At 49.9% G+C, this 25,517-nt stretch carries 29 protein-coding genes and 1 pseudogene; 12 read left to right on the top strand and 18 right to left on the bottom strand.

The annotated features are described in order from the left end of the window. The first annotated feature begins 1 nt into the window (after position 1). Positions 2-1,042, top strand: coding sequence for an AmmeMemoRadiSam system radical SAM enzyme (gene amrS / locus OEW58_11375; protein MDH5301951.1), 1,041 nt, complete (start codon positions 2-4; stop codon positions 1,040-1,042). Positions 1,043-1,047: 5 nt separating this feature from the next. Here amrS and OEW58_11370 read toward each other — a convergent pair whose 3' ends face one another. Both OEW58_11370 and OEW58_11365 read right to left on the bottom strand, forming a co-directional pair. Continuing rightward, the gene (locus OEW58_11370) at positions 1,048-1,593 is read right to left on the bottom strand and encodes a porin family protein (GenBank protein ID MDH5301950.1); all 546 of its coding nucleotides are present in this window, start codon (positions 1,591-1,593) and stop codon (positions 1,048-1,050) included. Positions 1,594-1,681: 88 nt separating this feature from the next. Beyond that, positions 1,682-2,158, bottom strand: a complete 477-nt coding sequence (locus OEW58_11365) for a chemotaxis protein CheX (GenBank protein MDH5301949.1) — start codon at positions 2,156-2,158, stop codon at positions 1,682-1,684. A 183-nt stretch (positions 2,159-2,341) separates the two neighbouring features. Here OEW58_11365 and OEW58_11360 point away from each other — a divergent pair, with 183 nt between their 5' ends. The 3 genes from OEW58_11360 (at position 2,342) to OEW58_11350 (ending at position 5,335) form a co-directional block, all read left to right on the top strand. Further along, positions 2,342-3,289 carry a hypothetical protein gene (locus OEW58_11360; protein MDH5301948.1) on the top strand — a complete coding sequence of 316 codons (948 nt, stop codon included), beginning with the start codon at positions 2,342-2,344 and terminating at the stop codon, positions 3,287-3,289. A gap of 153 nt (positions 3,290-3,442) precedes the next feature. Further along, a complete protein-coding gene (locus OEW58_11355) occupies positions 3,443-4,489 on the top strand; it encodes an acetylserotonin O-methyltransferase (GenBank protein MDH5301947.1) in 1,047 nt (348 codons plus the stop codon). A 114-nt stretch (positions 4,490-4,603) separates the two neighbouring features. Continuing rightward, complete coding sequence (locus tag OEW58_11350) at positions 4,604-5,335, top strand: glycoside hydrolase family 16 protein (GenBank protein ID MDH5301946.1); 732 nt, start codon at positions 4,604-4,606, stop codon at positions 5,333-5,335. Here OEW58_11350 and OEW58_11345 read toward each other — a convergent pair. The 7 genes from OEW58_11345 to OEW58_11315 are packed head-to-tail and all read right to left on the bottom strand — an operon-like array spanning position 5,308 to position 10,637. Continuing rightward, entirely contained in the window at positions 5,308-5,760 is a 453-nt protein-coding gene (locus OEW58_11345; GenBank protein ID MDH5301945.1) for a hypothetical protein, read from the bottom strand. The genes OEW58_11350 and OEW58_11345 overlap by 28 nt on opposite strands. 2 nt (positions 5,761-5,762) lie before the next feature. Beyond that, positions 5,763-6,224, bottom strand: coding sequence for a hypothetical protein (locus OEW58_11340; protein ID MDH5301944.1), 462 nt, complete (start codon positions 6,222-6,224; stop codon positions 5,763-5,765). 34 nt (positions 6,225-6,258) lie between these two features. After that, positions 6,259-6,696, bottom strand: a complete 438-nt coding sequence (locus OEW58_11335; GenBank protein ID MDH5301943.1) for a hypothetical protein — start codon at positions 6,694-6,696, stop codon at positions 6,259-6,261. Further along, positions 6,693-7,985 (bottom strand): Ni/Fe hydrogenase subunit alpha, encoded by a 1,293-nt coding sequence (locus tag OEW58_11330; GenBank protein MDH5301942.1) that lies wholly within the window; start codon positions 7,983-7,985, stop codon positions 6,693-6,695. Before OEW58_11330 ends, OEW58_11335 begins: the two co-directional genes overlap by 4 nt. Then, positions 7,978-8,754, bottom strand: a complete 777-nt coding sequence (locus tag OEW58_11325; protein ID MDH5301941.1) for a sulfhydrogenase subunit delta — start codon at positions 8,752-8,754, stop codon at positions 7,978-7,980. The genes OEW58_11330 and OEW58_11325 overlap by 8 nt, the downstream gene beginning before the upstream one ends. 1 nt (position 8,755) lies before the next feature. Further along, positions 8,756-9,595 (bottom strand): FAD/NAD(P)-binding protein, encoded by an 840-nt coding sequence (locus OEW58_11320; protein MDH5301940.1) that lies wholly within the window; start codon positions 9,593-9,595, stop codon positions 8,756-8,758. Further along, positions 9,588-10,637, bottom strand: a complete 1,050-nt coding sequence (locus OEW58_11315) for a 4Fe-4S dicluster domain-containing protein (GenBank protein MDH5301939.1) — start codon at positions 10,635-10,637, stop codon at positions 9,588-9,590. Before OEW58_11315 ends, OEW58_11320 begins: the two co-directional genes overlap by 8 nt. Before the next feature lie 155 nt (positions 10,638-10,792). Between OEW58_11315 and OEW58_11310 the strand changes: the two genes are divergently transcribed. Genes OEW58_11310 through hypB form a run of 3 tightly spaced genes read left to right on the top strand, consistent with a single transcriptional unit; the run spans position 10,793 to position 12,057 of the window. Continuing rightward, complete coding sequence (locus tag OEW58_11310; GenBank protein ID MDH5301938.1) at positions 10,793-11,014, top strand: HypC/HybG/HupF family hydrogenase formation chaperone; 222 nt, start codon at positions 10,793-10,795, stop codon at positions 11,012-11,014. Then, positions 11,007-11,345 (top strand): hydrogenase maturation nickel metallochaperone HypA, encoded by a 339-nt coding sequence (locus tag OEW58_11305; GenBank protein MDH5301937.1) that lies wholly within the window; start codon positions 11,007-11,009, stop codon positions 11,343-11,345. The genes OEW58_11310 and OEW58_11305 overlap by 8 nt, the downstream gene beginning before the upstream one ends. Continuing rightward, on the top strand, positions 11,326-12,057 hold the full coding sequence (gene hypB / locus OEW58_11300) for a hydrogenase nickel incorporation protein HypB (GenBank protein ID MDH5301936.1): 732 nt from the start codon (positions 11,326-11,328) through the stop codon (positions 12,055-12,057). The genes OEW58_11305 and hypB overlap by 20 nt, the downstream gene beginning before the upstream one ends. A gap of 56 nt (positions 12,058-12,113) precedes the next feature. Here hypB and OEW58_11295 read toward each other — a convergent pair whose 3' ends face one another. From OEW58_11295 to OEW58_11280, 4 genes are read right to left on the bottom strand one after another with little or no spacing between them, the layout of a single operon-like run. Further along, positions 12,114-12,701, bottom strand: coding sequence for a protoglobin domain-containing protein (locus OEW58_11295; GenBank protein MDH5301935.1), 588 nt, complete (start codon positions 12,699-12,701; stop codon positions 12,114-12,116). Positions 12,702-12,729: 28 nt separating this feature from the next. Next, positions 12,730-13,149 (bottom strand): roadblock/LC7 domain-containing protein, encoded by a 420-nt coding sequence (locus tag OEW58_11290; protein ID MDH5301934.1) that lies wholly within the window; start codon positions 13,147-13,149, stop codon positions 12,730-12,732. 27 nt (positions 13,150-13,176) lie between these two features. Beyond that, positions 13,177-13,530: a roadblock/LC7 domain-containing protein gene (locus OEW58_11285; GenBank protein MDH5301933.1), complete on the bottom strand. Its 354-nt coding sequence runs from the start codon at positions 13,528-13,530 to the stop codon at positions 13,177-13,179. A gap of 23 nt (positions 13,531-13,553) precedes the next feature. After that, positions 13,554-14,642, bottom strand: a complete 1,089-nt coding sequence (locus tag OEW58_11280; protein MDH5301932.1) for a hypothetical protein — start codon at positions 14,640-14,642, stop codon at positions 13,554-13,556. A 222-nt stretch (positions 14,643-14,864) separates the two neighbouring features. On the opposite strand from OEW58_11280, the gene OEW58_11275 reads away from it, so the two are divergent. Continuing rightward, on the top strand, positions 14,865-15,602 hold the full coding sequence (locus tag OEW58_11275) for a hypothetical protein (protein ID MDH5301931.1): 738 nt from the start codon (positions 14,865-14,867) through the stop codon (positions 15,600-15,602). On the opposite strand, the gene OEW58_11270 is transcribed toward OEW58_11275, so the two are convergent. The 3 genes from OEW58_11270 to OEW58_11260 form a co-directional block, all read right to left on the bottom strand. Beyond that, positions 15,599-16,957, bottom strand: coding sequence for an ankyrin repeat domain-containing protein (locus tag OEW58_11270; GenBank protein ID MDH5301930.1), 1,359 nt, complete (start codon positions 16,955-16,957; stop codon positions 15,599-15,601). The genes OEW58_11275 and OEW58_11270 overlap by 4 nt on opposite strands. Positions 16,958-16,964: 7 nt before the next feature. Next, a complete protein-coding gene (locus OEW58_11265) occupies positions 16,965-18,491 on the bottom strand; it encodes a hypothetical protein (protein MDH5301929.1) in 1,527 nt (508 codons plus the stop codon). 137 nt (positions 18,492-18,628) lie between these two features. Then, on the bottom strand, positions 18,629-19,057 hold the full coding sequence (locus OEW58_11260; protein ID MDH5301928.1) for an HIT domain-containing protein: 429 nt from the start codon (positions 19,055-19,057) through the stop codon (positions 18,629-18,631). A 61-nt stretch (positions 19,058-19,118) separates the two neighbouring features. Between OEW58_11260 and hypD the strand changes: the two genes are divergently transcribed. The 4 genes from hypD to OEW58_11240 are packed head-to-tail and all read left to right on the top strand — an operon-like array spanning position 19,119 to position 24,743. Next, positions 19,119-20,222 carry a hydrogenase formation protein HypD gene (gene hypD, locus OEW58_11255; GenBank protein MDH5301927.1) on the top strand — a complete coding sequence of 368 codons (1,104 nt, stop codon included), beginning with the start codon at positions 19,119-19,121 and terminating at the stop codon, positions 20,220-20,222. Further along, complete coding sequence (hypF, locus tag OEW58_11250) at positions 20,219-22,447, top strand: carbamoyltransferase HypF (GenBank protein ID MDH5301926.1); 2,229 nt, start codon at positions 20,219-20,221, stop codon at positions 22,445-22,447. Before hypD ends, hypF begins: the two co-directional genes overlap by 4 nt. Continuing rightward, entirely contained in the window at positions 22,407-23,438 is a 1,032-nt protein-coding gene (gene hypE, locus OEW58_11245; protein MDH5301925.1) for a hydrogenase expression/formation protein HypE, read from the top strand. Before hypF ends, hypE begins: the two co-directional genes overlap by 41 nt. 60 nt (positions 23,439-23,498) lie before the next feature. Continuing rightward, the gene (locus tag OEW58_11240) at positions 23,499-24,743 is read left to right on the top strand and encodes a hypothetical protein (protein ID MDH5301924.1); all 1,245 of its coding nucleotides are present in this window, start codon (positions 23,499-23,501) and stop codon (positions 24,741-24,743) included. A 53-nt stretch (positions 24,744-24,796) separates the two neighbouring features. Here OEW58_11240 and OEW58_11235 read toward each other — a convergent pair whose 3' ends face one another. Together OEW58_11235 and OEW58_11230 are read right to left on the bottom strand one after the other, a co-directional pair. Next, complete coding sequence (locus OEW58_11235) at positions 24,797-25,144, bottom strand: CZB domain-containing protein (protein MDH5301923.1); 348 nt, start codon at positions 25,142-25,144, stop codon at positions 24,797-24,799. Positions 25,145-25,330: 186 nt separating this feature from the next. Continuing rightward, a pseudogene (locus OEW58_11230) lies at positions 25,331-25,517 on the bottom strand (methyl-accepting chemotaxis protein).

Raw genomic sequence — 25,517 nt, 5'->3', positions numbered from 1 at the left:
CCTGCAGTGTGACCTCTGCCCCCGCGCCTGCAAGCTGCACGAGGGCCAAGCCGGGCTGTGTTTTGTTCGTGCCAATCAGAATGAGCAAATTGTGCTGACCAGCTACGGACGCTCCAGCGGATTTTGCATTGACCCGGTAGAAAAAAAACCGCTCAACCATTTTTATCCCGGCACGCCGATTTTTTCCTTTGGCACAGCCGGCTGCAATCTGGCCTGTAAGTTTTGCCAAAACTGGGATATCAGCAAATCCAGAGAAATGCATTCTCTCACCGACGAAGCCTTCCCCGCCGCTATCGCCCAGGCTGCGGCCAGCAACCATTGCAAGAGCGTGGCGTACACCTACAATGATCCGGTCGTCTTTCACGAATACGCCATTGATGTCGCCAAAGAGTGTCGCAAGCTGGGCATCAAAAACGTCGCCGTTACTGCCGGTTATGTTTGCGAGGAACCGCGCGCCGAATTTTATGCGGTGATGGACGCAGCCAATGTCGATCTCAAGGGTTTCAACGAAGCGTTTTACTACAAACTTACTGGCGGGCATCTGCAACCCGTGCTGGAAACCTTGCAATATCTGAAACACCACACCCAGGTGTGGCTGGAATTAACCACCCTGCTCATTCCCGGCCTCAATGATTCCGATGCCGAGCTGCAGCAGATGACTCAGTGGGTGGTGGAACATCTAGGAGCCGATACGCCCATGCACTTCACTGCGTTTCATCCCGACTGGAAAATGCGCGATCTGCCATCCACACCTGCGACGACTTTGTTCCGGGCGCGCCAGATTGCGCTGTCAAATGGTGTTCGCTATGCCTATACCGGCAACGTTCATGATCAGCACGGCCAGAGCACCTACTGCCATCACTGCGGTACGATGATTATCGGGCGAGATGGATACGTGTTATCAACCTGGAAACTGGATGCGAAAGGACACTGCAGCAACTGCGGCACCGCCTGTGCGGGCCACTTCGATGCTCAACCGGGAAACTGGGGATCAAAAAGACAGCGGGTCAACATGATGGCGCATCGGCCGCAACCCGCATAAACGATTTAACGGAACGAAACACCCATGCTGAGCATGTTCAGTTGCACATCTTCGCTGCCGTTGTAGCGCGACCAGGATAGATTCAGCGAACGGTCACGCAACACATCCATGCCGATACCAATACCGTAATTCAATCCTACAGTGCGAATACCGACAGGCTGGCAGGAGGCCTCACTATCCACACACTGTTGGGCACCCAATTCCATTTGCGACATTCCGCCCAGCAGATAAGGCGACACACCAAACCGTTTGATCGGTTGCAGTTGCAACAACACGCTACCGCGCATGCGCAAACCGCTTTCGTTTTCGGGATCACCAAAACCGGCTTCAACAACCACATTGGTCACTGGCGCGACGTTGACATTACCGCCGATAGTCAGCAGCGCGTCTTCTTCAGTGGGGAGTTGGCCGTATTCCAGGCTGACGTAATCCATGCCGGTGTACAACACCGCAGGATCTTTGGCATGCAGAGGGAAAGCACAGAACAGCGCCAACAATACGACAAGCGAACGCACCATCAAAAAGTTATATTTGCTCGTCACAAGTTTCACGCTAGACAATTCCCTCTGTTCGTAGTCGATGTTAAACATAGAGATACTAGCACAATAATTTGTAATTTCAACATAGACTTAAGGTTAATTACGCGGCCAGTTGATAATCCAGACTGAGCTCAACGTACAGCGGCCCTTCGCTCGTTTCCAGGGTCAATACCGTTGCTTCGCGTTGATTGGTGTGTGGCACTTTTTTGCGTCGCCCCGTCAGCACCACCGGAGATGCAAAACCAATGTCGATGCCGGCTTCGTGTAACGGATGTTTCGCGCCACCGCACACCATGTTGGTTACTTCGCCCACCAGATTTTGCACTTCGGCATCGATTTTTTTCGCCGAGTGCATCAATACCTTTTCGCTCATCGCCAGTGCCAATGGTTTGCTAAAACTCAGCGCCATTGATCCCGCCTGCAACGAGGTCGACATATCGATCACCCCCGTCACATCGCCCAGCGGCGTGCCACGATGCTTCGCCACCTGCCCTTTGAAAACCACATGCACCCCACCCAGCGTGGATAGCACCTGATCCACGGCAGTGACGAAAACCTGTACTGTTTTAGCGTCCATACCCCCTCCCGAAAAGGTTGTCTCCATACATCGGCTCGGCGTTGCCAAAATTGAGATTGTCTGTTTCCGGGGATCTGTCCAATGAACAAATTGTAGCCGCCTGCCGCTTTTGCTAGAATCGCGCGCCCTAAACCCCACTGTGCATTTGTCACAGGGACAGCCTGTGTTAACAATGAGGTTCTCATGCCAAATTCGTCTGTACAAAAAACAACCGCCGACTTTAATAACGCCCAATGGGCCGCTGCCGCGCAATTTAACGAATACCTGTCTGCAGCCAACCCCAAAATGCCCAAAATTGATGTCAAAGCCTTCGATGCCAGCCTGCATCAGAGCGGCCCAACCCGCATTATTCCTATGGATTTGTCCGCTGGCCTGCAAACCGAATACCCGGCCACCACACCCAATTTGATGGGCAATTTCCTACGTATCTGCGCTGGCGACAGCCTGAAAACCTCGGCTGCGTGTACCTCTGAAATGTTCTACGTCATTCGCGGCACCGGCACGACCCAAACTCCTTGGGGCACCACGGCCTGGAAAGAAGGCGATCTGTTCGTCATTCCCACCAATGAAGGCGCACTGCATGCCGCCAGCAGCGATGCTGCCATCTACTGGGTAACTGACGCGCCACTGCTGGCCTACCTGGGTGTTAAACCCGGCGAACAGCAATTCCAGCCAGTATTGTTCCAACACGAAGACATCCAGGCCCGTCTCATGGCCGAATACGACAGCCCGGACGCCCTGCAGCGCAACCGTATTGGCGTTTTGCTGACCAATCCTGCCTGCCCGCTGACCAAAACCATGACCCACACGCTGTGGTCGCTGTATAACATCCTGCCCGCTGGTGCCACCCAGCTGCCGCACCGTCACAACTCAGTCGCGCTGGACTTCTGCGTCACCGCCGGTGAGAACACCTACACCCTGATCGGCAAGGACATCGACGAAAACGGCCACATCATCAACCCGATCAAGGCCATGTGGACAGCCGGTTCGGTATTCGTTACCCCACCCGGCTGGTGGCATTCGCATCATAACGAGTCCGGCGAAAACGCCATCGTGCTGCCGATCCAGGACGCGGGCCTGCAAACCTACATGCAGACCCTGGACATCCAGTTCATCAAAGCGCAGAAATAGTCGTTTTTTCAACGATCAACAAGCCGCACCACACCAGTGCGGCTTTTTTGTTTAATCTCCCCTCAATACCACTGCCTCACTGGACAAATCCTGCCAGTTCATTCAATATTTGCCGCTTATCATTTGGTTTTACAAGGAATTTGGAGAACATTAATGTCTGATTCATGGGATAAGAAAAGCAGTGGCAACGGTGGCTGGGATTTGCCCGAAGGCATGGACCCGATGCGCGTCATGCAAATCGCTTCTGGCTACTGGCAATCCTGCGCGCTGCACGCTGCCAACCGCTTGGACATTTTCAATCTGCTGGATGGCGGCAAACGCAAAGATCTCGACACCCTGACCCGTGAAACCCAATCAGACCGCCGCTGCCTGGGCGCCCTGCTCAGCGCGCTGGTATCCATGGATTTTCTTGACCGCGATGGCGACGTATTTTTCAACAACCAGTTCAGCCAAACCTTCCTCGCCCAATCCAGCAAGTTTTATCAGGGCGGCATCGTTTACATGTTTGAAAACTGGTACGAAGCCTGGGGCGGCCTGTACAACACGGTCAAAACCGGCAAACCGTCTGCGTTAATGCATCAGGAATATTCCGACCAAGAAACCCGCAACTACATGATGGGCATGCACAACCGCGCGCTGTCCCAAGCCGATGTGTTAACCACCATGTTTGATCTGTCTGGAAAAAAACAACTGATGGACGTGGGCTGCGGCCCTGCCACCTTTGCGGTGAAATTCTGCGAAAAATATCCTGGCCTGAACGCGATTGCCATGGACCGCGAACAGAATTTAAAAATCGCCAAAGAAATCGTCGACATGTTCGACATGCAACAACGCGTAAAATTATTGCCCGGCGATTACAACACCGACAGTTTGGGCACAGGCAACGACGCCATGCTGCTATCGTCGATGACCAATCAAGAATCGCCAGAAAACATCAAAAAGTTGTTGAAGAAATGTTACGACTCGATGAATAAAAACGGCGTCATCATGATTCAGGAGCAATTGCTGTGGGCCGACAAAAAAGGTCCGCAATTGGCTGCCCTGATCGGCGTCAATCAAGTCATCAACACCGTGTCTGGCTCATCCTATTCCACCGCAGAAATGGAAGCCATTTTGCGTGAAGTTGGTTTCGTCGACGTCAAATCCGAACAGATGGCACCGCCCAGCCCGTTCATCATGGTCAGCGGCTGGAAACGTTAAGCGCAATCAAACGTGCAAAAAAAAGGGACGCAACAGCGTCCTTTTTTTATTGCCTCTCAACAAAAGAAAAAGCCTCACCAGACGATATAGCAATCAATCGCCGGACTGTGGCCCATGAAATATTTATCAATTACTCTATCCTTCTGTCTCATCATCGCATCCAGTGCTTGCAGCGATCACAATAACCCCAAACTTCCTCCAGGTTTCACCCTTACCCAAACCATGGATAGCCATGATGCCGGCTATTGGACAATATCCGATGGCTGGAGCAACGGCGCCCCGTTTCTAAACGGCTGGTGCTCATCCCAGGTTGGCTTTGCCAACGGCCAGATGATTCTCAATTTGGAAAACACCTCGTGCAGCAGTACAAATTACGCTGGGGCGGAATATCGCACGAATGATTTCTATGGATACGGCTATTACGAAGTGCGCATGAAGGCCGCCAGTGGCGCAGGCGTGGTCAGTTCATTTTTCACTTACACTGGCCCCAGTGACGGCAATCCGCATGACGAAATCGACATCGAATTTCTCGGTCAGGACACCAACAAAATGCAGGTCAATTATTGGGTCAACGGTGTCGAACACCCTGTGAGCATAAATTTGGGCTTTGATGCTGCCGCAGATTTTCATACCTATGCGTTTGAATGGCGTAGCGACCGCATCAACTGGTACGTTGATGGCTCACTGGTGCACAGTGTCAACAATGCCAGTGGCCCGCTGCCTTCGACACCGGGAAGAATCATGGCCAACATCTGGGCATGTGATGCAGTTGTATGGTGCGGACAATTCAATGTCAATGTATTACCCGGCCATGCAGCTTATGACTTTATTGGTTTTCGTCGCTGATCAAACCCAAACAGCCTAAACAAAAACAAATACGCTGGCGCAACCACCAAGGCAGTACACACCATGTCTGCCAACGTGTGGTACTGCTGATAAAACATCAATCCGCCGTACAGCAGCAGCGACAACGACCAAAGCCAAATCAGCCGGCGAAAATTAAAACAGATGAACAACACCAACAGCAATGCAACCGCAGTGTGCGTACTGTAATCCAGCCCCACTGCAGGCCAGATAGCGAACACATTGTCCAAGGCCATCAAACCATAGGCGACCAACGCAGCGAGTAGAAGTTGTCCCGTCAATACCAAAGCGGCTTTCCACTGACGCTGGCCTAACTCACGACCGATGATCAACAATGCCACAACAAATAATATCGGCGTATAGGTGTCCGCAATCGCATCCAGCGTTTGATACGAAGGAACGTTCACCGTTAAGCACTCGGCTCGGTGGATTTTTCTTGTGCAGCTTTACTTAGCGTATTCATTGAACGACTAATTTCGATATCAATGCCATACTCAGATTTCAGTACACCACAAATCGCCGAAAACAATTTGTTGCCCGGTTTGATCGCTGTATAGGGATTTTTGACTTTGTTCCATAGGGGGTTTTCCGGCACCATTGAAGCGATACCCAGTTCATTCATCGCCAGTGCAAACCAGCCAAAGCGCTCAACTTCATTCACATAGCCACGTCGTTTGCTGGTCGACGACAAAACAAGATCCTTGGCAACCTCGCGAACCAGATTCCTTTTTTCTTCTGACAATTTTTCAAACGTATATTTCGCGAAAATCACGTTCATTGCCGCCGCATGTTGTTGCTTGGTGCGAATCACCTTGTAGAGGATAGACAACACCACCACGCCAACAATAGCCATCCAAATCGAATTTGACATGCTCCACCCCGTTGTTGTTTTTATAAGTTCGGCATTATAGCGCGACAGATCGTGATCCAACCACGCCAGCGTCCAGCCTGTTCAAAAAACTTTCACACTGTTCCTCGATATTCAGCCCATCCCAAGCAGCCGCATAAACAAAACAATCCTCCGGCAAGACACCCAGATGATGCGCCACCTGTAATGACTCAACAATTCCCAATCCGTGGCTTGAAAAACGCTCACCCTTGGGTTGCCAGCGTGAATAATGATCAAAATAAATCTCATCTTCCGCGCCAGACAAAAAATCCACCACGATTACCGCACCTGCACCACGAATGGCCGGAATCAATTCCACCATGGGATTAATCAATTTGTGCAGCACATAACCCGAGTCACGCTTTGCCAATTCATCAATTAATTTCCAGCCGAAAGTATCATTACCATAAATGGAACCCACTCCCAGCACATGAATCGGCGCAGACAAACTCATGTGCGTTGAATCTTTAAATCGAGGAAATGGGTTGCGCAGGAAATACAGGGGTCGTAATTGCGAATTACTTTTTCGCCATGAAGGCGTAACGCATCCTCGGATTGATCCAACCCAAACCGGGTCAGCGACAAACGCAAATCTTCCTCAATGCGAGCCTGATTTTGACTGGTGGGAGGAACAATGCGAGCATTAACAATATGACCGTCATTGCCTGTCGTGTAACGTTGCCACAACAATCCCCGTGGAGCCTCGGTACAGCCAAAACCAGTTCCAGCAGAAAGCGTAGTCGCAACAAGTGATGCATGAGACTCCAAATTTTGCAGGGCTTTCTTTGCCGTCAGCATGGCATAAATTATTTCAATCGCACGGGCAATCGTGCTGTGAAACATATTGGCACTGGGGAAACTCAGACCGTGTCGCCGCATCAATTGTTGCAATTCAGCAGGTAGTTTATCGTGATGCAAATTCATCCGTGCCAGCGGCCCCACAAGATAGGGCTTGCCATCCAGCAGCGCGTGAAATGCGGTGGAATGCGGTACTTGAAACTCTTCGATATGATTTTCAAATTGATCGATGGCGAAGCCATGGCCGGCGTTGCTGATAATACTGCTACCAACATACAGCGGATATTCATCCCCACCCATGGCAACACTAACAAACGATTGCTGATCATCCGGCAAATCAAAACTACACAACCAAGTAAGCATAGCCTCGGCCTCATCCAGTCCTTGTTGGAGCAAAGAAAGCATTTCCTGTATTTTGTTTTGATCCGGCATGGAATAAAAACCACCGATGCGAACACCAACAGGATGCACGGATCGCCCACCGAACAATTTAATCAACTGATTACCGACATTTTGTATAAACAAACCACGCCGCACGTGATCCGGGTATTTGGCTGACAATTCAACGACGCTATTGCAACCAAAATAATCCGGTGCTGCCAACAGAAAAATATGCAATCCATGACTTTGAATCCATTCGCCAGCATACATAACCTGTCGCAATTGCACTATCTGCTGATCGGGCTTAATGCTGGCAATTGCCTCAAGAGCATTGACCGCCGACATCTGATACGCCACCGGACAAATACCACAAATTCTGGCCACAACATCGATGACTTCATCGGCACTACGACCAACTAAAAACTTCTCAAAAAATCGTGGTGGTTCGTAGATACTAAATTTAAGATCTGTAATCTGTTCATCCTTGATCAGCAAGGTCAGTGCACCTTCACCCTCGACTCTAGCCAGTGCGGGCACATGAATTTCTATGTGCTTTTCAATCATGGTCTGCCCTCTCACCTGCCTGTCTAAAATCAGCTGAATGACTGTGTATCAAGTGAAAACGATGGCGCCGCTGCAGGTTCGTCAAGCCCAAGCCAGCGAACCGCTGGGAAAGTGCATCGGTATTGATGTGTTCGGCGGGCCCATAACATCCATAACAATCCCGACCAAAAGATGGACAAAGTGCGCCACAGCCATTGTGTGTTACCGCTCCCATGCAGGGGATTTTCATCGCAACCATCACACAGTTATTCTGCTGGCGCTTACATTCCATGCAGACATTTTGTTTATCTTGCCGTGGTCGAGCACCATGCAGAACGCCCGCAACCAAAGCAATTATTTGGTCACTGCTGATAGGACATCCCCAAAGTTCAAAATCCACTTTGACCGATTCGTTAATTGCTGCACTGGTTTTCAATGAGTCGATGTATTGCGGGCTGGCGTATAATTCACCGAGCCATTGGCCGTCGTCATAAATATTTCGCAGTGCCTGCAAACCTCCAGAAGTCGCACAGGCACCGATACTAACCAGCATTTTGCTGTTTTCACGAACACGCTGAATACGCTGCAAATCATGAGCAGTAGAGATACTTCCTTCGACCAATGCAATATCTGCCATCGCATTTTCATTGACCACGCCCGCTTCAACAAAATGCACAATATCCACCAACTTCGCCAACTGAATTAACTTGTCACCCATATTCAATATGGCCAGTTGACAGCCGTCGCAGGAAGAAAACTTATGCACGGCTAAACGAGGCTTTTGCTGCATATCAAATTCCCCGCACCGCTAAATGATCACAAATTTCTGGATAGGGATAAACCGGACCGTCTTTGCAAATAAAATGTGGTCCCAATTGGCAATGCCCGCAATGACCAATCGCGCAGTTCATGCTTCTTTCCATACTTAGCCAGATTTCACTACTGTCTACACCTTGATCGATTAACTGTTCAGCCATGATGCCCATCATTGCCTCGGGACCGCACATCATCACCATGCAATTTTTTTGATCAAAGCGTGCTTGATCAAGCAATGCTGTCAAACGTCCCGTTGCCCAGGACCATCCCGGTACAGCAACATCGGCAGCCAACAACACCTGAACATCAGGCAGCATCGCCCACTGTTCGTAACTTTTTCGCCACAACAAATCATTGGCGTGCTTCACGCCCTGCATAATGACAATTCGACCATACTGCTGGCGATTCGCCATCGCATGATGAATCACCGCCACCACAGGTGCACATCCCAAACCACCCGTCACAATCACCAAATCCCGGCCATGTGATTCGCGTAGCGGCCAACCGCGACCAAACGGTCCACGCAAACCCAATCGATCGCCCACTCCCAACTTGGCCATAGCATCGGTCACTCGTCCTACGGCTTGGATGGTATGGGTAATTGTGGCGCGATCTTCATCCTGACCAACAATGGAAATGGGAATTTCACCAACGCCATGCATGTACAGCATATTGAATTGGCCGGGCATGCAGCGATAATCTGCATTGATTTTGCTGTCGGTAAAACGCAACGACCAGGTGAATATATTAGGTGCCTCCTGGATTCGATCGACAATTTCCACTTCGGCGGGAACAACCAGCGGCCAACTACTCATGAGCAATCTCGGAAAATTCGTTGAGCAATTTCGTGACATCAATCCCTACGGGACACCAGGTAATGCACCGACCGCATCCTGTACACCCTGAGCGACCATATTGCTCATGCCAATAATCAAATTTGTGGGTTAGCCACTGGCGATAGCGATGCGACGTTTCTGCTCGCACCACAAAACCATGAATATAACTGTGATCCGTATTAAAACAAGAATCCCATTGCCGGCTTTGCTCAACATGCTCCAAATCCAGTGAGACTTGCGATGTTTGTGAATGACAAAAACAGCTAGGACACACAGCGGTACAATTACCACAACTCAGGCACTGCTGTGCAATCTCCTGCCACTTTGTATGAGCCGCGAGCGCAGACAATTTCCCTTTCATGAATGGAACAGATCGTGACTGCGCAGTAACTGCTGATGCGCGTTGCATACTGATAGATTGATGTTGATCTGACGTTAGTGAGTCAACAGTCAGCTTCTCGATCAACTGTTCACCGATTTGGCTGAACACAGAAACTGCAAACCCCTCATCCAACTCATCAAGGACAAGATCAGCCCCTTTCACAACCGTTGGCCCATCCCCGGTTGAGGCACAAAAACAATTGGCTGAAGGGTGTGTACAATTCACTGCAATTAACAATAATTTTTCACGACGTTCTTTGTAATGCTGGTCGCAAACCTCACCGTGCAAAAAATGCGCGTCAGACAGCGCAAGTGCCGCCAAATCACAAGCACGCACCCCGATAACTGCCGTTGGCCGCACATTCGACAAGACACTGTCAAAACTAAGTGCCGAATCAGTGCGTATTGATTGCCATAAAACTTCTCTAGGCTTGAAAACCAGCGGTTTCAAACACTGCGCACCATTGGCCCAGGAAAATTGTCTGGCCGATGCCGATGACTGTTCATAGCGGTATTCACCCGCTGCCTGAACATCAAATATCCCCAGGGGAAACTGATCGACATGGGTGACCGGACGATAAACCACCGCACCATCATTCAGGGTCGGGCCTATGCAATCATATCCCTGCAGGGACAGCACGGTTAGCAGGTCCTGCAATTGACCACGGGGAAAATAGCCAGATTCACCAACTCGCATCTCGATCATAAATCCCGTATATTCGATACGTCAGTGTGCACCCAACACCCGCACAAGGTCAATTATTCACCTGCCGAGTTTTGCGTTATACTCCACCGATGTGCCTAGCGATCCCCATGCAGATTTTACAAATCAACGGCGACACCGCCCTATGCTCTGCTGGGGAAGTCCAACGTCAAGTCAATATATATTTGGTTAAGAATCAGCCACTCACCGTTGGCGACTTCTTGCTGGTACACATTGGCTTTGCCATCGAAAAAATTGATCCTGAACAAGCCCAATATAACCTCGCGCTGATTAACGAGGCAAAAAATGCATGAGCTATCTTTGTGTAAAAGTTTGCTCGACCAAGCCAGCCACATTGCTGAACAAGTCCGCGCTCGTAAAGTCTCTCGTATTTCATTGAAAATTGGCGCACTGGCGGCGGTTGACATCCCCCTGTTACAATTTGCATTCGAGCACTCCCCAAAAGAGTCCCGCTTTAGCGAGACAGAATTGGACATCGAGCAATCACCACTCATGATTCATTGCCCTCATTGTCAAATGGATGCGGAGGCTAAAATAAACGATCTTCGCTGCCCGCAATGTGGTCATGTTGGCCACGTATTGAGTGGAAATGAAATGATGATTAGTGGAATGGACTACGCATAAAATGTGTACTGACTGTGGTTGCGCTCTCAGCAAAGAACATCACATAGAACTGTCTCATTCATTGCTTGCCGAAAATCGACTGCAGGCCGAGAAAAATCGAAAATTTTTCCACACTCATCGACTCACTGTAATCAACATCATGTCAGCCCCTGGCTCTGGAAAAACAGAGCTATTACGGAATTTGATACCGCAACTGGCACCATTACACTGCGGTGTCATTGTCGGCGACTTACAGACAGACAATGACGCAAAACGTATACGAACTACGCTCGCGCCAGTAATACAAATCACTACCGGCCATGCATGCCATTTAAACGCACACATGATCAGTGCTGCCATCAAGCAATTGCCACTAACAGAATTGGATGTTGTATTTATCGAGAATGTGGGGAATTTAGTCTGTCCCGCAGACTATGATTTAGGCCAGAATTTCAACATTGTGCTGATATCCGTCACCGAAGGCGACGACAAACCCTGCAAATATCCAACAATATTTCGTTGTGCGGACTTAGTTGCCATCAGCAAAATTGATCTTTTGCCCTACATGAAAGATTTTGATGTTACCCGACTTGGGGTAAATTTGCAGAACATCGGCATTCAGCAGGTACCGATGACGATCTCAGTGGAAGGGATGCTAGACCCAATCGCGTCATGGATCAGAGAGCATCACGAAGGGACGTTGGCAGCGGGAACATCCAAGCCTCCCCATTAAAGCCCTCCCTTTCCCCCACGAAAAGAAAAAGAGAGGTGCAGCGCAACCGGCGCGAATCAGTGGCCTTCGCGTTCTATTTCCTGAATCATTTTATCTATCTGCAGCGACTTGATTCGGTCAATCAACGCGGGATTCATACCAACCCGACTCAATCCATTGATTGTGCTCGTTGACTGTACATCGTCGTAACATTCCGCGATCAATGCTGACACCGCACCAGAAATCCGCAAAAACGCGTTAAATACTCGGAATGCTTTTTCCTTATCTTCGTAATTGGCCACACACTTTGCCAAAAATAACTGCTGGACCCGATTCATTATTCCAAGCATGTACAGATTCTTTACGCCGCGTTTGACATGCAACAGCGCAATGTACCACTGGTGATTCCAATACAGCTGAGTTTTCGGACCGCTTACGATACTGACAATCCAGTGTCTAAGCGTATTTTCCAACTTGGGCCGTTCGCCATCAAAAAAAATCTCGCGAACTTCATCCATGCCATACAGCGTATCGTAAAATTCCTTAACAATATCCTCGGTCCAGCCTGCAATTTTGCTTGATTCGGCATGAAGAATATTCCAATCTTCTTCATGATAATTAATCAGCTGTGCAATACAGCGAAATAAATGATCGGTCTGCCCCACAAACTACTCCCTGCTATCAACCTGATTCCTACGCGTAGGCAAGCCCTGAACCTCGCAGCCCGAGCGAATCAAGCACAATGATTATTTGACGAAACATTTGCTTCAAATCAACTCTGCTATGACATACCAGCGCCACCGTCTTATCCTGCAAATAAAACAGAAACACAAACGGCCAATCTCGTCCCAGCTGATCACCGGAAGTATGCTCCTTGCGGATCAGCAGAGCCATCTCTTTGCCTGGCATAACCTTTTGCAAAAAATGCGAATGCGCAAACCGGACTATTGTGCCCTGAGATTGAGCGGATATCGCAGCAACCGACGCCAAACCTTCAGCATCGACTGCCACGCGACTGGCGTAATCAATCAAAAATCCATCTTTTGTCGCCAGCACCGCACTATTAACGCCTTTAATGCGAACTAATTTTTCAAGCTTGTAATGCTGTCTCATTACTTAATTTACTTACCCAACGCCAGTTTAAAGAGCAGCAACAACTTCATCAATGTGCTTGCGAACGGCATAGCGAATAGCGCCAATCACCGCAGTTGTGTCTGTCTTGATCGCCAAAATGTCATTTTTGGCCGCAGCCATAATGATTTTACCTTGCTTGAATTCAAGCAAATATTGTTCAAGATCACCGATACCGAATTCACGCCCCAGGCTTTCTGCCGTACCAATGGCCGTTGCTACCATCGCACCCAGTGCATCCATGTCAACATTGGCTGTCGCCGTACTCTGAATAACAAATCCATCACGACCGACCACCGCCACAGCGGAAACGCCAGAAATATTCATGAATCCAGACAGAACCTGTCCCAAGTTTTTGGCCATTTACATTACTCCTTAAGTAAAAACTATACTGCCTTAATCAGCGAAATCAGCTCTTCGCGAAGGCCAATTCTATTCCGTGTGACGCGCATCGCCGTTTCTGAAAAACGCAGCAACATCATCGCAATGGCAGATTTTTCCATTTGATTGACTGCATTAATATCATCAACATAAATCAGACCAATTCCAAACTGGTCCAAAACCTCAGCGGTATCGAAGGAAAACAAATTCTCTGAATTGAGTTGTGATGAAACTTTTTCCATCGGAATTGCAGCAACGTACAAGGTACACTTTTGGTGAATACTGATGCGAAACAGATTCAAACCCGATTGCGATCGCAACCCATCAGCACTCAGTGGTGCTGCAGCATTGTTGCCTGACAAAGTCGTCAGAATGGATGCCAACTCTGCGGCACGGGCAACAACTGCGATCTTAATCACAGCGACGCCCTGCTTTGCAGCCGTCGCGGAAAGGCCACGAATATCATCCAGCTCGAACGCACGATGATGTACGCGAACTGACGGAGAGGACAGCACATCAACAATGCTTTGCCGAACTTCTTCGGAAAACAAATGACTCGATTTTTGCTTCAACAGTCGCTGCCGGTCGCCTACCAGTGCATCAACCGCTTCTCTTGCCAAACTCATTGCTGACGCTGCATTTCCAGAATCGAGCATGTCACGTGCTTGTGTGATCAAGTCGCGAATGTGATTCGCCAAGTCATCACTGGATAGATTTTTCACTTTGGTCGGTTGCAAACTCAAGAAGCTGCGCTCCGCCAGCGAAATCATATTTTCGGACTTGTCGACCAATGCTTTGCGCCTAAGCTCAAAATCCCGTTCCCACTGCTGAATCAGTTTGTCTGATTCCTGCAATTGCGACTCGGCTATGTCCCGTTTTCTGTCGTCTTTTAGAGACTGCAGAGTCTTGCCTAACAAACGGGCAATTTGCTTGCGCAGTTTATCGTCCGAATCCAGACTGATCGATTCCAATGCTAAAAAACGGATAAGCTGCGCCTGATACGACAAAACGAGTGTAGAGCGAGTAGTCTCACCAGACTTGCCTGAGAGGTTACCCTGATCAGCGGTTGATGGCGTAGCACTGTTAGCTGTCATTGGAATCATCACATCCGTGATTTTGGTAGCTGAAATCTAATCGAATCATCCCTATGACGTCAACATTTTATACGTATTTATACGGCTTTTTTCCGCCAATGTTTCGTCACACCAGATCATAACCAAGCCCCACAGTAGGCGATATAAACATCTTCGTTATTTTATTCGTTCCATGCGTTATAATGGCGCTGATTCGGAATTTTGCCAAACAGCCAGCTGCCCATGAAAACTGCCGCATACCGAGCATTACCCAGCACCCTCTGCTTCGTTGGCAGCGCGTTGTTTTTCGGTATGAATTTCTCCGCGCATGCCGCCGAAGATAGTTTCACCGATTCAGCTCGGCCGCTGCAGTTAATTACCGGCAACATCAATTACCGTCATCGCCACAGTGAACTGTTCGTCGGCTCATCCCTGAAACAAGTCAGCTTCAACATCAAACAGCACAACAACGGTGCCCATGGAGATTTACAAGCCCAGACCACGGCGTCATATTTTTTTCGCCTAAACTCCCGAGCTTATTTCCTGGATAACAGCAATTTTGGCTCTCAGCTTACCGCAACCGCCAGCACCTACCAGCTTGATGGCAGCGAAACAGATCAGCAGAATCAGGTTCTATCAGAGCACTTGTCTGGCTATTACGCCTACGCTGGCCCCGTATTGTTTTACTTGTATGGCAATCGCTTTCAAACACGATACTTTAAAGCAGGCATCGCCCCTGGCTTAAGCATGGTGAATTACAAAGGCAAGGTCGCACTGAACGCCGACGGTACGTTGCTGGAGGCTGATATTCAAACCCCGCGTGGAGTGGCATTCCAGCCATCACTAAATCTGTTGCTTGAATCAAAGTGGAATAACTGGTCGTTGTTGTTAAGCCATTCATACTACACTCTGAATGGCAAAACCCATGAATTGACTATTCAGGAAAGCGCCGCCACCGTCGCGTATAGCTGGACGCTCTAATTTTCACTGTATTGATTGCTTCTGGCACCATTGGCCGCCAGCAAACGAACCAACACCTCTGAACCACCTGACATCGCATAATCCAATACAGCAACCCCCTTGTTGTCACGAATATTCACATCTGCCCCATTGGAAATCAGAATCCCGGCAATTTCCATATTGGCTCGTGTCACAGCGATAAACAGGGGAGTAAAACCATCATCACTCTTCGTATTGATTTTCGCTCCACGCGCCAACAATGTGCGCACCATCGAGGCATGCTGTGCATTCACCGCGTAATGCAGCGGTGTAAATCCTGCGTCACCGACCACGTTCACATCTGCGCCATTCGTCAGCAGTCGATTCAACTGCTCTTCTTCGTTATTAGCAACAACAGCAAAGATCAAACTGGATGACAATGTTGCCAAAAATCCTTTGGCGGCGGAGTGATCTTGTGCCGCGGCTTTCTCAAACCACTCGTAGGCGCGTACTGGATTTTGGGTAACGCCTACACCACGCATGTAATGCACGCCCAAATCGTATTGCGCCTCTCGCCAGCCTTGCTCAGCAGCTTGTTTCAACCAATGCGACGCATACGCCAAATTACGCTCCACGCCTCTGCCGCGCAGGTACAGCAGTGACAACTGGTATTGTGACTCCGCATGCCCTTCCACCGCTGCCTGTTTTAACAATTCAAACGCTTCAGAAACATCATCGGTTTCCGCCTGGGAAATCTCGTAAATTCCCAATTTAGCCTTCGCTAACAAATGCCCTTCCTTGGCCGCCGATCGAAACAACCGATTGGCTTTGGTTCCCGCTGCCATACCCGTATCGGGTTCCAGCATGGTCGCTGCCTGGAATTGTGCTTCAGAAATATTTTGTTCTGCTGCCCGCAAATACCATTTTTGGGCTGCCACTAAATCTTTTTCTGTTAGGATGCCCGCGTGATATGCCTGTGCGACTTCAAGTTGCGCCTGTGCATCACCGGACTCGGCAGCCCGCTGCAACCACGTCCAGGCAACACCCTGAGATTTTGGTGAAGCATCTTGCTGATACAGTTTTGCTAACTGATATTGGGCCTGGGGCAAACGCGCCTCTGCCGCCTGGCTATACCACCAGCGCGCCATTTCCACATTTGGTTCAACCCCCACACCTTGCTGATACATTTGCGCGACATTGTACTGGGCTTCGACGACACCCAGTTCAGCCGCCTGTTGATAAAAGGAAAATGCAGTACGATAATTTTTTTCCTGCTGCGCCGCATTTGCCTGATCCCAAATGCGCTTTTCGTATTCCACCGTGCTAACACAAGCCACCTGCGTCGCACACAGAACCAACCACAATCCTCTTACAGCGCCAGTCAAATATCGCGACATACGCTGACTAACTTCCGCTGTAATCAAATTGAGTGATCACCAGACGTCCGTCCTTGCCGCTCAATTGCATATTAACTCTGCCAGAAGCCTTCTTGACTTGCGCACCCTTTTTTACGCTGATCTGGAAAACACCTTTGCCGGATGCGTTCCCTGTACCGATATCCCATTGGATATTGCTGAATCGAAGTTTCCTGACACTGCCAGGTTGCAGAGATTCCGACAGCAAGTTTTCCAATTTATTCAGGCGCGAATCTCCCGCCAGCAGTTTTTCAGAAAAATAAGTACGCAGAGCACGCTGATCCCCAACCTCAAACGCCAAACTGAATCCATCCGCAAAATCCAGCAAATCAGAATGGGTAATCAACATCCCCATTGACGGCATAGCCGCCGGGGTCAGCGACATACCTTTCAAATCGGGCAGCACAATGGCTGATGCCGCTGGGGAGGAAGGAACTGCCGCGCTTTTTTGTGCAGCCTCCGCCCGCTTGGCATCAGCTGCTTTGCGCGCTTCCTCGGCTTGTTTGGCTTCGGCCACTTTTCTGGCTTCCTCAGCCTTTCGAGCCTGCTCCACGCGAACCGCCTCAGCTTTCCGTGCTTCCTCAATCCGTTTGGCTTCCTCGGCTTTTTTGACCTGTTCCGCCCGCTTGGCTTCTGCGGCCAACTTCGCTTCCTGAGCTTTGCGAATCGCCTCTGCTCGCTTGGCCTCGGCCAACTTCCTGGCTTCCTCAGCCTTCCGCGCTTCTTCCAGGCGCGCCGCCTGCGCCGCTTTCTCTTCCTGAGCTTTGCGCAATGCCTCTGCTCGGCTGGCTTCAGCCAACTTTCTAGCCTCCTCAGCCTTGCGCGCATCTTCTAGGCGCTTGGCCTGAGCCGCTTTCTCTTCTTGAGCCTTGCGCAATGCCTCGGCCTTCAGTGCCGCTTCTTGCTCACGGCGAGCCTGTTCCAATTTGCTAGCAACTGTCGCCTCGAGTTGTTGCTTTTCGACAACCGCTGACGACTGATCCTTGCTGCTCGCTGTTTCGGCCGGAACCACATTCGCAGCATCCTGTCGCGCCATGGCCAACGCTTCCTGATTGCTGGTAACCGCGAGCTGCCCCTGCGCAGAGATTTGCTCTCCCTGCGTGGACCAAAACAGATAACCGGCCACCGCCACCACGAGCAGCATGACCCCGGCCACCAAGGGCAATTTGGACACGGTGGGCGGCAACATGTGCTCTTGATCAGAAATCGAATCAGCAGTTGTCGCCGGCGAAGATGAACTGGTGGGTTGAGTTACTGGCGTACGGGGCGAAGAAGTGGGGCGGGATTCAAATGGTTTGACGGCATCGACAGGCGGAGCGGCTTCAATATTGGCCACCACCAACTCCAGCTCGGCATCAACAGCGGCGATACGCCCTTCACGCAGTTGCTCCAGCGTCAGGGTATGGCGATCCGCCTCAGACAGCGTTGCATCATCCCCCAAACCAATACTGGCGTAGTAATCGGCGACATCCTTATCCAAAATCTGTTTTAAATAATCTCTTGCTGTGCTCGCCATGCCTACATCCGTTGCTATCCATCACTACATATAGGGATATGTATTCAGCCGCCTATTTTACTGACACGCCCTGATAAATCCAGTCCGTTGGATGCGAGAATTTATCCGAGCAAAATGGTCAAATTACAATATCCAAACTAACCTTCCAGGTTAAAACCCTCGAGTTGCTGTACTTTCGGTAAAAATCTGGCCAACAAAAACTCATACTCCGAGTCACTGTAAGGCTTGGCAGACGAATTTCCCCAAACGGGTTTGGGCCAGCACGTATCGTTTTTATATCTTGCGACATGGTGCATATGAAGTTGTGGCACCATATTGCCTATCGCTGCAATGTTCAATTTGTCCGGCTGAAAGCAGGTTTGCATGGCCAAGCTCAACTGATACGACTCCTCCATCAACTGTAAACGATCTTCCCGATTCAATTGGTAAATTTCAGTTACGCTGTCACGCGCGGGAACCAAAATAAACCAGGGAAAACTGGAGTCGTTCATTAGTAACAGCACGCTAAGCGGAAAATGACCAACAACAAAACAGTCGCGCTTTAAGGTAGGATGTAACACAAACATGACAGGGTCACCTGATCTATAATAGACTGCAAAAATTAGTTGCCCATCATTGTCTCGTGACATGCCAAAGTCAACGCCCATTGACATAAAATCTCTGCTGCACCAATTGCAGACCACCCTACCCGCGGACCAGCACGTCAAAATTATTCATGTCTGTGGCGGTCACGAACGAACCATCAATCAGGCGGCACTTCGACCTCTGTTACCCGCCAACATCGAACTTATAGCCGGTCCAGGCTGCCCGGTTTGCGTCTGCCCTGAACAAGATATCGCCACGGCAATCGCCCTCAGCTTACAACCAGGAATGCGTGTAGTCTGCTTTGGTGACATGCTGCGCGTCCCCATCAACAGCAACAAGCATCTGCCAAAAACATTGCTAAAAGCACGCGAACTTGGCGCGGATGTCCAATTTATCACCTCCCCCATGGAGGTTATTACACTTGCCCAACAACACGCATCCAAAAAAATAATTTTCTTTGCTGCCGGTTTTGAAACCACTATGGCGCCCATTGCCGCACTATTGTCACAACCGTTGCCTGACAATTTTTTTTTCCTTCTCAGTGGCCGCAGAACCTCCCCCATCGTTCGTCATCTGCTGCAACATGAGAAAGCCTATTTTCAAGCCGTCATTATTCCAGGCCACACTTCGGTCATAACCGGCATCGACGAATGGCAGTTTTTGGCACAACAACAGAAGTTGCCGTGCGCTATCGCCGGATTTGAAATTCACAGTTTTATTCGCGCCTGCAATGATGTTTTGCAACAAATACAGCACGGCGACTATCGTTTGAGCAACTGTTATCAAGGCGTGACAACATCCTCGGGTAATGCATTTGCACAGCAACTGATGCAAACCCACTTTTCAGCGGAAGATTCGGTCTGGCGCGGCATTGGCAAAATCAAGGACTCCGGTTACCAGCTTGCGCCTCAACATCAACATCGTGATGCTCGCCAGTTCATGTCGCTGGAATCCATCAATGACGACATGCCCAAAGGCTGCGAATGTCATCACGTGGTCTTGGGGAAAATCTATCCAGACCAATGCCGATTGTATGGTCGTGGCTGTACCCCTACCAACCCTATTGGGCCATGCATGGTTTCTGATGAAGGTGCATGTCAGCTGTGGTGGCGTAATGGTGTGCGTCATCATCGAGCAATCTCATGACGCTTCGCACACAACGGTATGAGCTGACGGGGCAATGTCAGGGAATCGGTTTTCGGCCATCGCTGGCAAGATTGGCGAAACGCCATCAACTCGCGGGCTGGGTAAAAAACACCGTTCATTCCGTGGAACTGCTGCTGCAAGGTAATGATCAGCAGCTCAGCGATTTTGCATCAGACTTGCAGCAGATGTTAAATCAATATGATGATGTGCACATCACTGACATTACTGAACTGGATCACACCAAACTTACCGGTTTTGATATTCTCGACAGCGCCCCCAACCATCCCGGCGAAATTTTTATCACTGTCGATCGCGCCATCTGTCCGGATTGCATCAAAGAGTTGAATGACGGCACCAATCGGCGTCATGGCTATCCTTTTCTCAGCTGTACCGCTTGTGGTCCCCGCTTCAGCATTTTGGAAAAAATGCCGCAAGATCGTAGCAACACCTCACTGCATAAATTTATTTTGTGTGAAAAATGCCAGATCGAATACCACGATATCAACGATCGCAGATATCATTTTCAAGGCATTGGCTGTGAGGCATGTGGCCCCACATTGCGCTACAGCGACTCACATCAAGCAATATCAGGAAACGCAGCCTCACTGCAGGCGGCGGTTGATACACTCCGTCGTGGAGAAATTCTGGCGATCAAAGCTCAGGGTTCCTACCAACTATTATGCCTTGCCAGCGCGGCTGCCAGCATTGCGCGACTTCGACAGAAAAAAAACAGACCGCATAAACCATTCGCGGTTATGCTGGACATCGAACAACAAAATCAAGTGGCATTAACCGCCGAAGATACGGCATTAATCAGGTCAGCCGCATCCCCCATCGTGTTAGCAGCACGCAGTGATTCCTCCACCCTGCCGATGAGTATCGCTCCAGGGCTGCATACGCTTGGCGTTATGCGTCCAACCACCGCGCTGCATCATTTGTTGCTCCGTGAACTTCAGCAACCGCTGGTTGTGACCTCGGCAAATATCACTGACAATCCAAGCTGTATCGACAGCACCGACGTAGAACAGCAATTCGGCAATATCGCTGATGGCTTTCTGCACCATGATTTATCCATCCTGCACCGCGTCGATGACAGTGTTTATCAGAGCATTGATCAGCAGCCACGACCGATACGATTAGGTCGGGGCAGCAGTCCAGGCTATCTGTCACTTGAGCACTGCGTGTCAACACCCACGCTGGCACTGGGAGCACATCAAAAAAATAACTTTGCCCTCGCGAATCGTCACCACATCATATTGTCCCAACACATTGGTGACCTGGATAGCTATGCCACGATCGAAGCCCTGCATCAAAGCATTGATGAGCTGGCTCGCCTACACGACATTCAATTTAAAAAAATCATCGTCGATGCCCATCCCCGCTATGGCTATCAAACGCTGCTGCAACATTTTTCATTACCGCAGCAGAAGGTATTTCATCATCACGCCCATGCCAGCGCCATTGCTGGCGAATTTCATCACGAAAAAAACTGGCTGATCTTTAGTTGGGATGGGCTGGGACTGGGTGAAGATGGCACATTGTGGGGCAGCGAAACCTTCGTTGGTCAACCGGGTCAGTGGCAACGTATAGCTTCGCTACGCCCGTTTCGTTTACCGGGCGCAGATGCTGCCAGTCGTGAACCCTGGCGAGTCGCACGTGCATTATTGTGGGAGGCTGGCTGGATTCACTCCGAAGAACAGTCCGAACTGGTGATACTTAAACAGGCTTGGGACAAACAAATCAATTGTCCACAGTGCCATTCCATGGGCAGATTATTTGATGCCGCTGCGGCATTGATCGGCATTTGTTCACAAGCCAGTTATGAAAGCCAAGCAGCGATGATGCTGGAAGCCATGTGTTGCGATGACAACGACGTTGTCCCATTGCCGCTTTATCTGCATCAAGGATATTGGCTCATCGATTGGGAACCACTGCTGTCCGTATTGCAAGATCAGGCACTGATGCGCTGCCAACGTGCGGCAATATTTCACAACTCGCTGGTGGAAATGGCGCTGCAGCAAGTACAAATGTTCTGCCAACAGTACGGCGATAGAGCGATCGGTGTTTGCGGTGGCGTGTTTCAAAACAGGCGATTAAGCGAAATGCTGATAAACCGATTGCGTCAAGCAGGATTCCGCGCCTATTATCCCAAGAAAATTCCGATCAATGACGCCGGACTTGCCTTTGGACAAATCATCGAAGCTAACGCACACGACGCCCGGTGAGTTCATCACCCTCAGTCAGGGCAACGGTGGCACTCACAGTCAGGCGTTAATCAAAAACGTCATCGCATCCGCCTTGCGTCAGCCACCCAATCTTGAAATGGATGCAGCACCGCTGCCTGCGCTGACAGGTCCACTGTACATGAGCAGCGATAGCTACACCGTGCAACCGCTATTTTTTCCAGGGGGCAGCATCGGCTCGCTTGCCATCCACGGCACAGTCAATGACCTCGCCGTTGCCGGCGCGAAGGCACGCGCACTCTCCCTTGCCCTGATCATTGAAGAAGGTTTTCCATTAGCCGATTTGCGCCAGATTTTAAGCGATTTGTCTGCCGTGGTGGAACAAACTCAAGTACAAATTCTGTGCGGTGACACCAAGGTCGTACCCCGCGGCCAAGGCAGTGGCGTGTATCTCAACACCACCGGGATCGGTGAAAAAATACTCCCCCAATCGCTGGGCATGGAGCACATTCGCCCCGGCGATGTCATTGTCGCCAGCGGTCCCATTGGCGATCATGGCGCGACCGTACTCATGGCGCGAGAAGAGTTTGGCCTGAGCAGCCAGTTGCAGTCGGACTGTGCCAGCGTATTCCCTCTGGTTGAATGTCTCAGCGAGTTAGACGGACTGCGCTTTATGCGTGACCCAACGCGCGGCGGCCTGGCCAGTGTCATGTATGAAATTTTCCAGGCCACCCATTTGGGTATCGTTCTGCAGCAAAACCACATTCCACTGCGTATGGAAGTCCGTAGTTTTTGTGAAATTCTGGGACTGGAGCCCTGGCATCTGGCCTGCGAGGGCCGCGTCATCGCCGTGATCGCCGCTCAACAAGCCGATGCGCTGTTAAAACGCTGGCAAATGCATCCCTTGGGCGAGATGGCCGAAATCATTGGCGAAATTTCAGCCAAAACTCACCCGCCATTGCTGCAAACGCCACTGGGCGGACAACGAATTTTGCCACCACTGGAAGATGACCCTATGCCCAGGATATGTTAGGGTTAGGCAAAATTTACCGGCTGTCCAACCAACCGACGTTGACCACAGGATTACCAACACATGAGTCAAACTTCACAGAACTTTACGCTGGCCTATTATTCCGGCAATCGCAAAACCGGCTCCATTGCCATCCTGAGCCGTGACCATGGCAAGCTGAATGTCAAAGCCCTGCCGATTGAAGCCGAAAGCGCACTGGAAAAAAATCTGAAGCCTATCTTTGTTGGCCTCACGGAAACCCACCAGGTCATCACCCTGGATCCCAAATCAAAAGAACTGCGTTTTGGTAATGCTTTCCCTACCGATGCTTTCGCCGCTCACATTTATTCCGATCCTAAATCTGGCCGCGATTGGTTGATGAACGACGGCGACAAAGAAACCGGCAATGACACGCTAAACTGTGGCGACAAAGGCTCGTCCGTCACCGTCATCGAAAATAGCAACTCCAGCCAGGCAAAGTATCTGGCAACGATCTGTGTTGGCCGCGGTCATCATCAGGCAACATTCAGCTATCCATCCGCGCAAAAACCGAATGTTCCCCAGCAGGCTTACATCAGCAACCTGAAAGACGGCACCCTGTCTGTCATTGACAATGATCCCAACAGTGCCAACTATTTGCGCGTTATCGCCACCATCAATCTGGGCGAAGCCGACAAGGAAGAATCTGGCAAAATCGACGTACCCAATAATTCCTTTCCTCATGGTCTGGCCTACTCGCCAATCAGTGGCAAAATCTACAATCTCAACAACGGCTACGGAACAGTTGCCGTCATTGATCCCGCCACACACCAGATTGAGGAGCGTTTTGCGTTCAAAGGTCATAGCAACCTGTTTGTTTCACCTTCAGGACGCTACATCATTGGCCGTGGCGCTGATCGTAAAACCAATGCAGCCCATGTGTTCGCCAAGATGGCGGTGTACGATGTGGTTGAGAAAAAAGTCACTGACAGCATCAACCTGCAGGACATTTACATCAGCAAATATTTCTTCAATCCGGAAGGAAGCAAGTTGTATTTAACAACATCGGCTTCCGGCAATGATGAACAAACCGCCAACTGCAAAGCCAGTACGGTTTTGTCTTTCGACATGAACGCTCTGCCCAAACTCGTATTGCTTAACGAATGCGATCTTGGTTCACCGACAGGCACTTTGGATTTCCTACAGACACAAGGCAAAACCAGTCATGTTTTTGCCTCCAATGCGGAGCAAGGCGAGATTGTTATCCTGGATGGAAAATCGGACAACGTCATTGAACGAGTTAAAGCCGGCGAATCCGTTCCGCATTCCAGACTCTGGCTGCTGAAGTAAAAAAACGGAGCCTTTGCAATAAAGGCTCCGCTTGATTTCAAAGAAGAACAGCGTTACTTGATGCTTTCGTTTGCCACCCGGGCGAGATAATCCAGCACTTGTTTGCTGGCCGCTTCAATATCACGGTAGATCTGATTAATCTCTTCCAACGCAGCGGCATCTTCACTCCAGCCGTCACGTTGCAAATATTCCATGACGCTAATAACCAACTGGTGAAACTCCGCATGCGGCTGCTCCAAATCATGAAATGCATGTGACTTGGAATACAATTCTTTCTTGTCTTCATAGGACTTGCCCAAACGACAGTGGTTATGATCAATGCTGGAAGCCTCCCACTCATCCGAGCCGGGACCCGCTTCAATCAAACGATAGGCATTTTGTTTATAAATAACGTGATCCATTTCCATCAGAGTGGAGAAACAAATATCTCTGGCTTGCACCAGGCGAATAGCCGAATCCTTAGACGATTGTAAAAATCCTTTCAGGTCACCTTCAAAATTCCCAATCACAACGGTTGATTCCGTAGAAATCTGCTTCATTTGTACCGAACGCTGATTCATCGTTTCGGTATCTTGCACAAACGCCTGCATCACCTGGGTAATTTCCATCGTCGCGTTTTTGGTGATATTGGCCAAATTACGAACTTCGTCAGCAACCACCGCAAACCCACGCCCCTGATCGCCTGCACGTGCGGCTTCAATGGCAGCGTTTAACGCCAGCAGATTGGTTTGCTCTGCAATTTTGGTAATCATCTCCACAACTCTGGAAACTTCT

This window comes from Gammaproteobacteria bacterium (genome assembly GCA_029884425.1).
Taxonomy (GTDB): domain Bacteria; phylum Pseudomonadota; class Gammaproteobacteria; order S012-40; family S012-40; genus JAOUHV01.
This window is presented reverse-complemented; position numbering and strand designations above follow the sequence as displayed.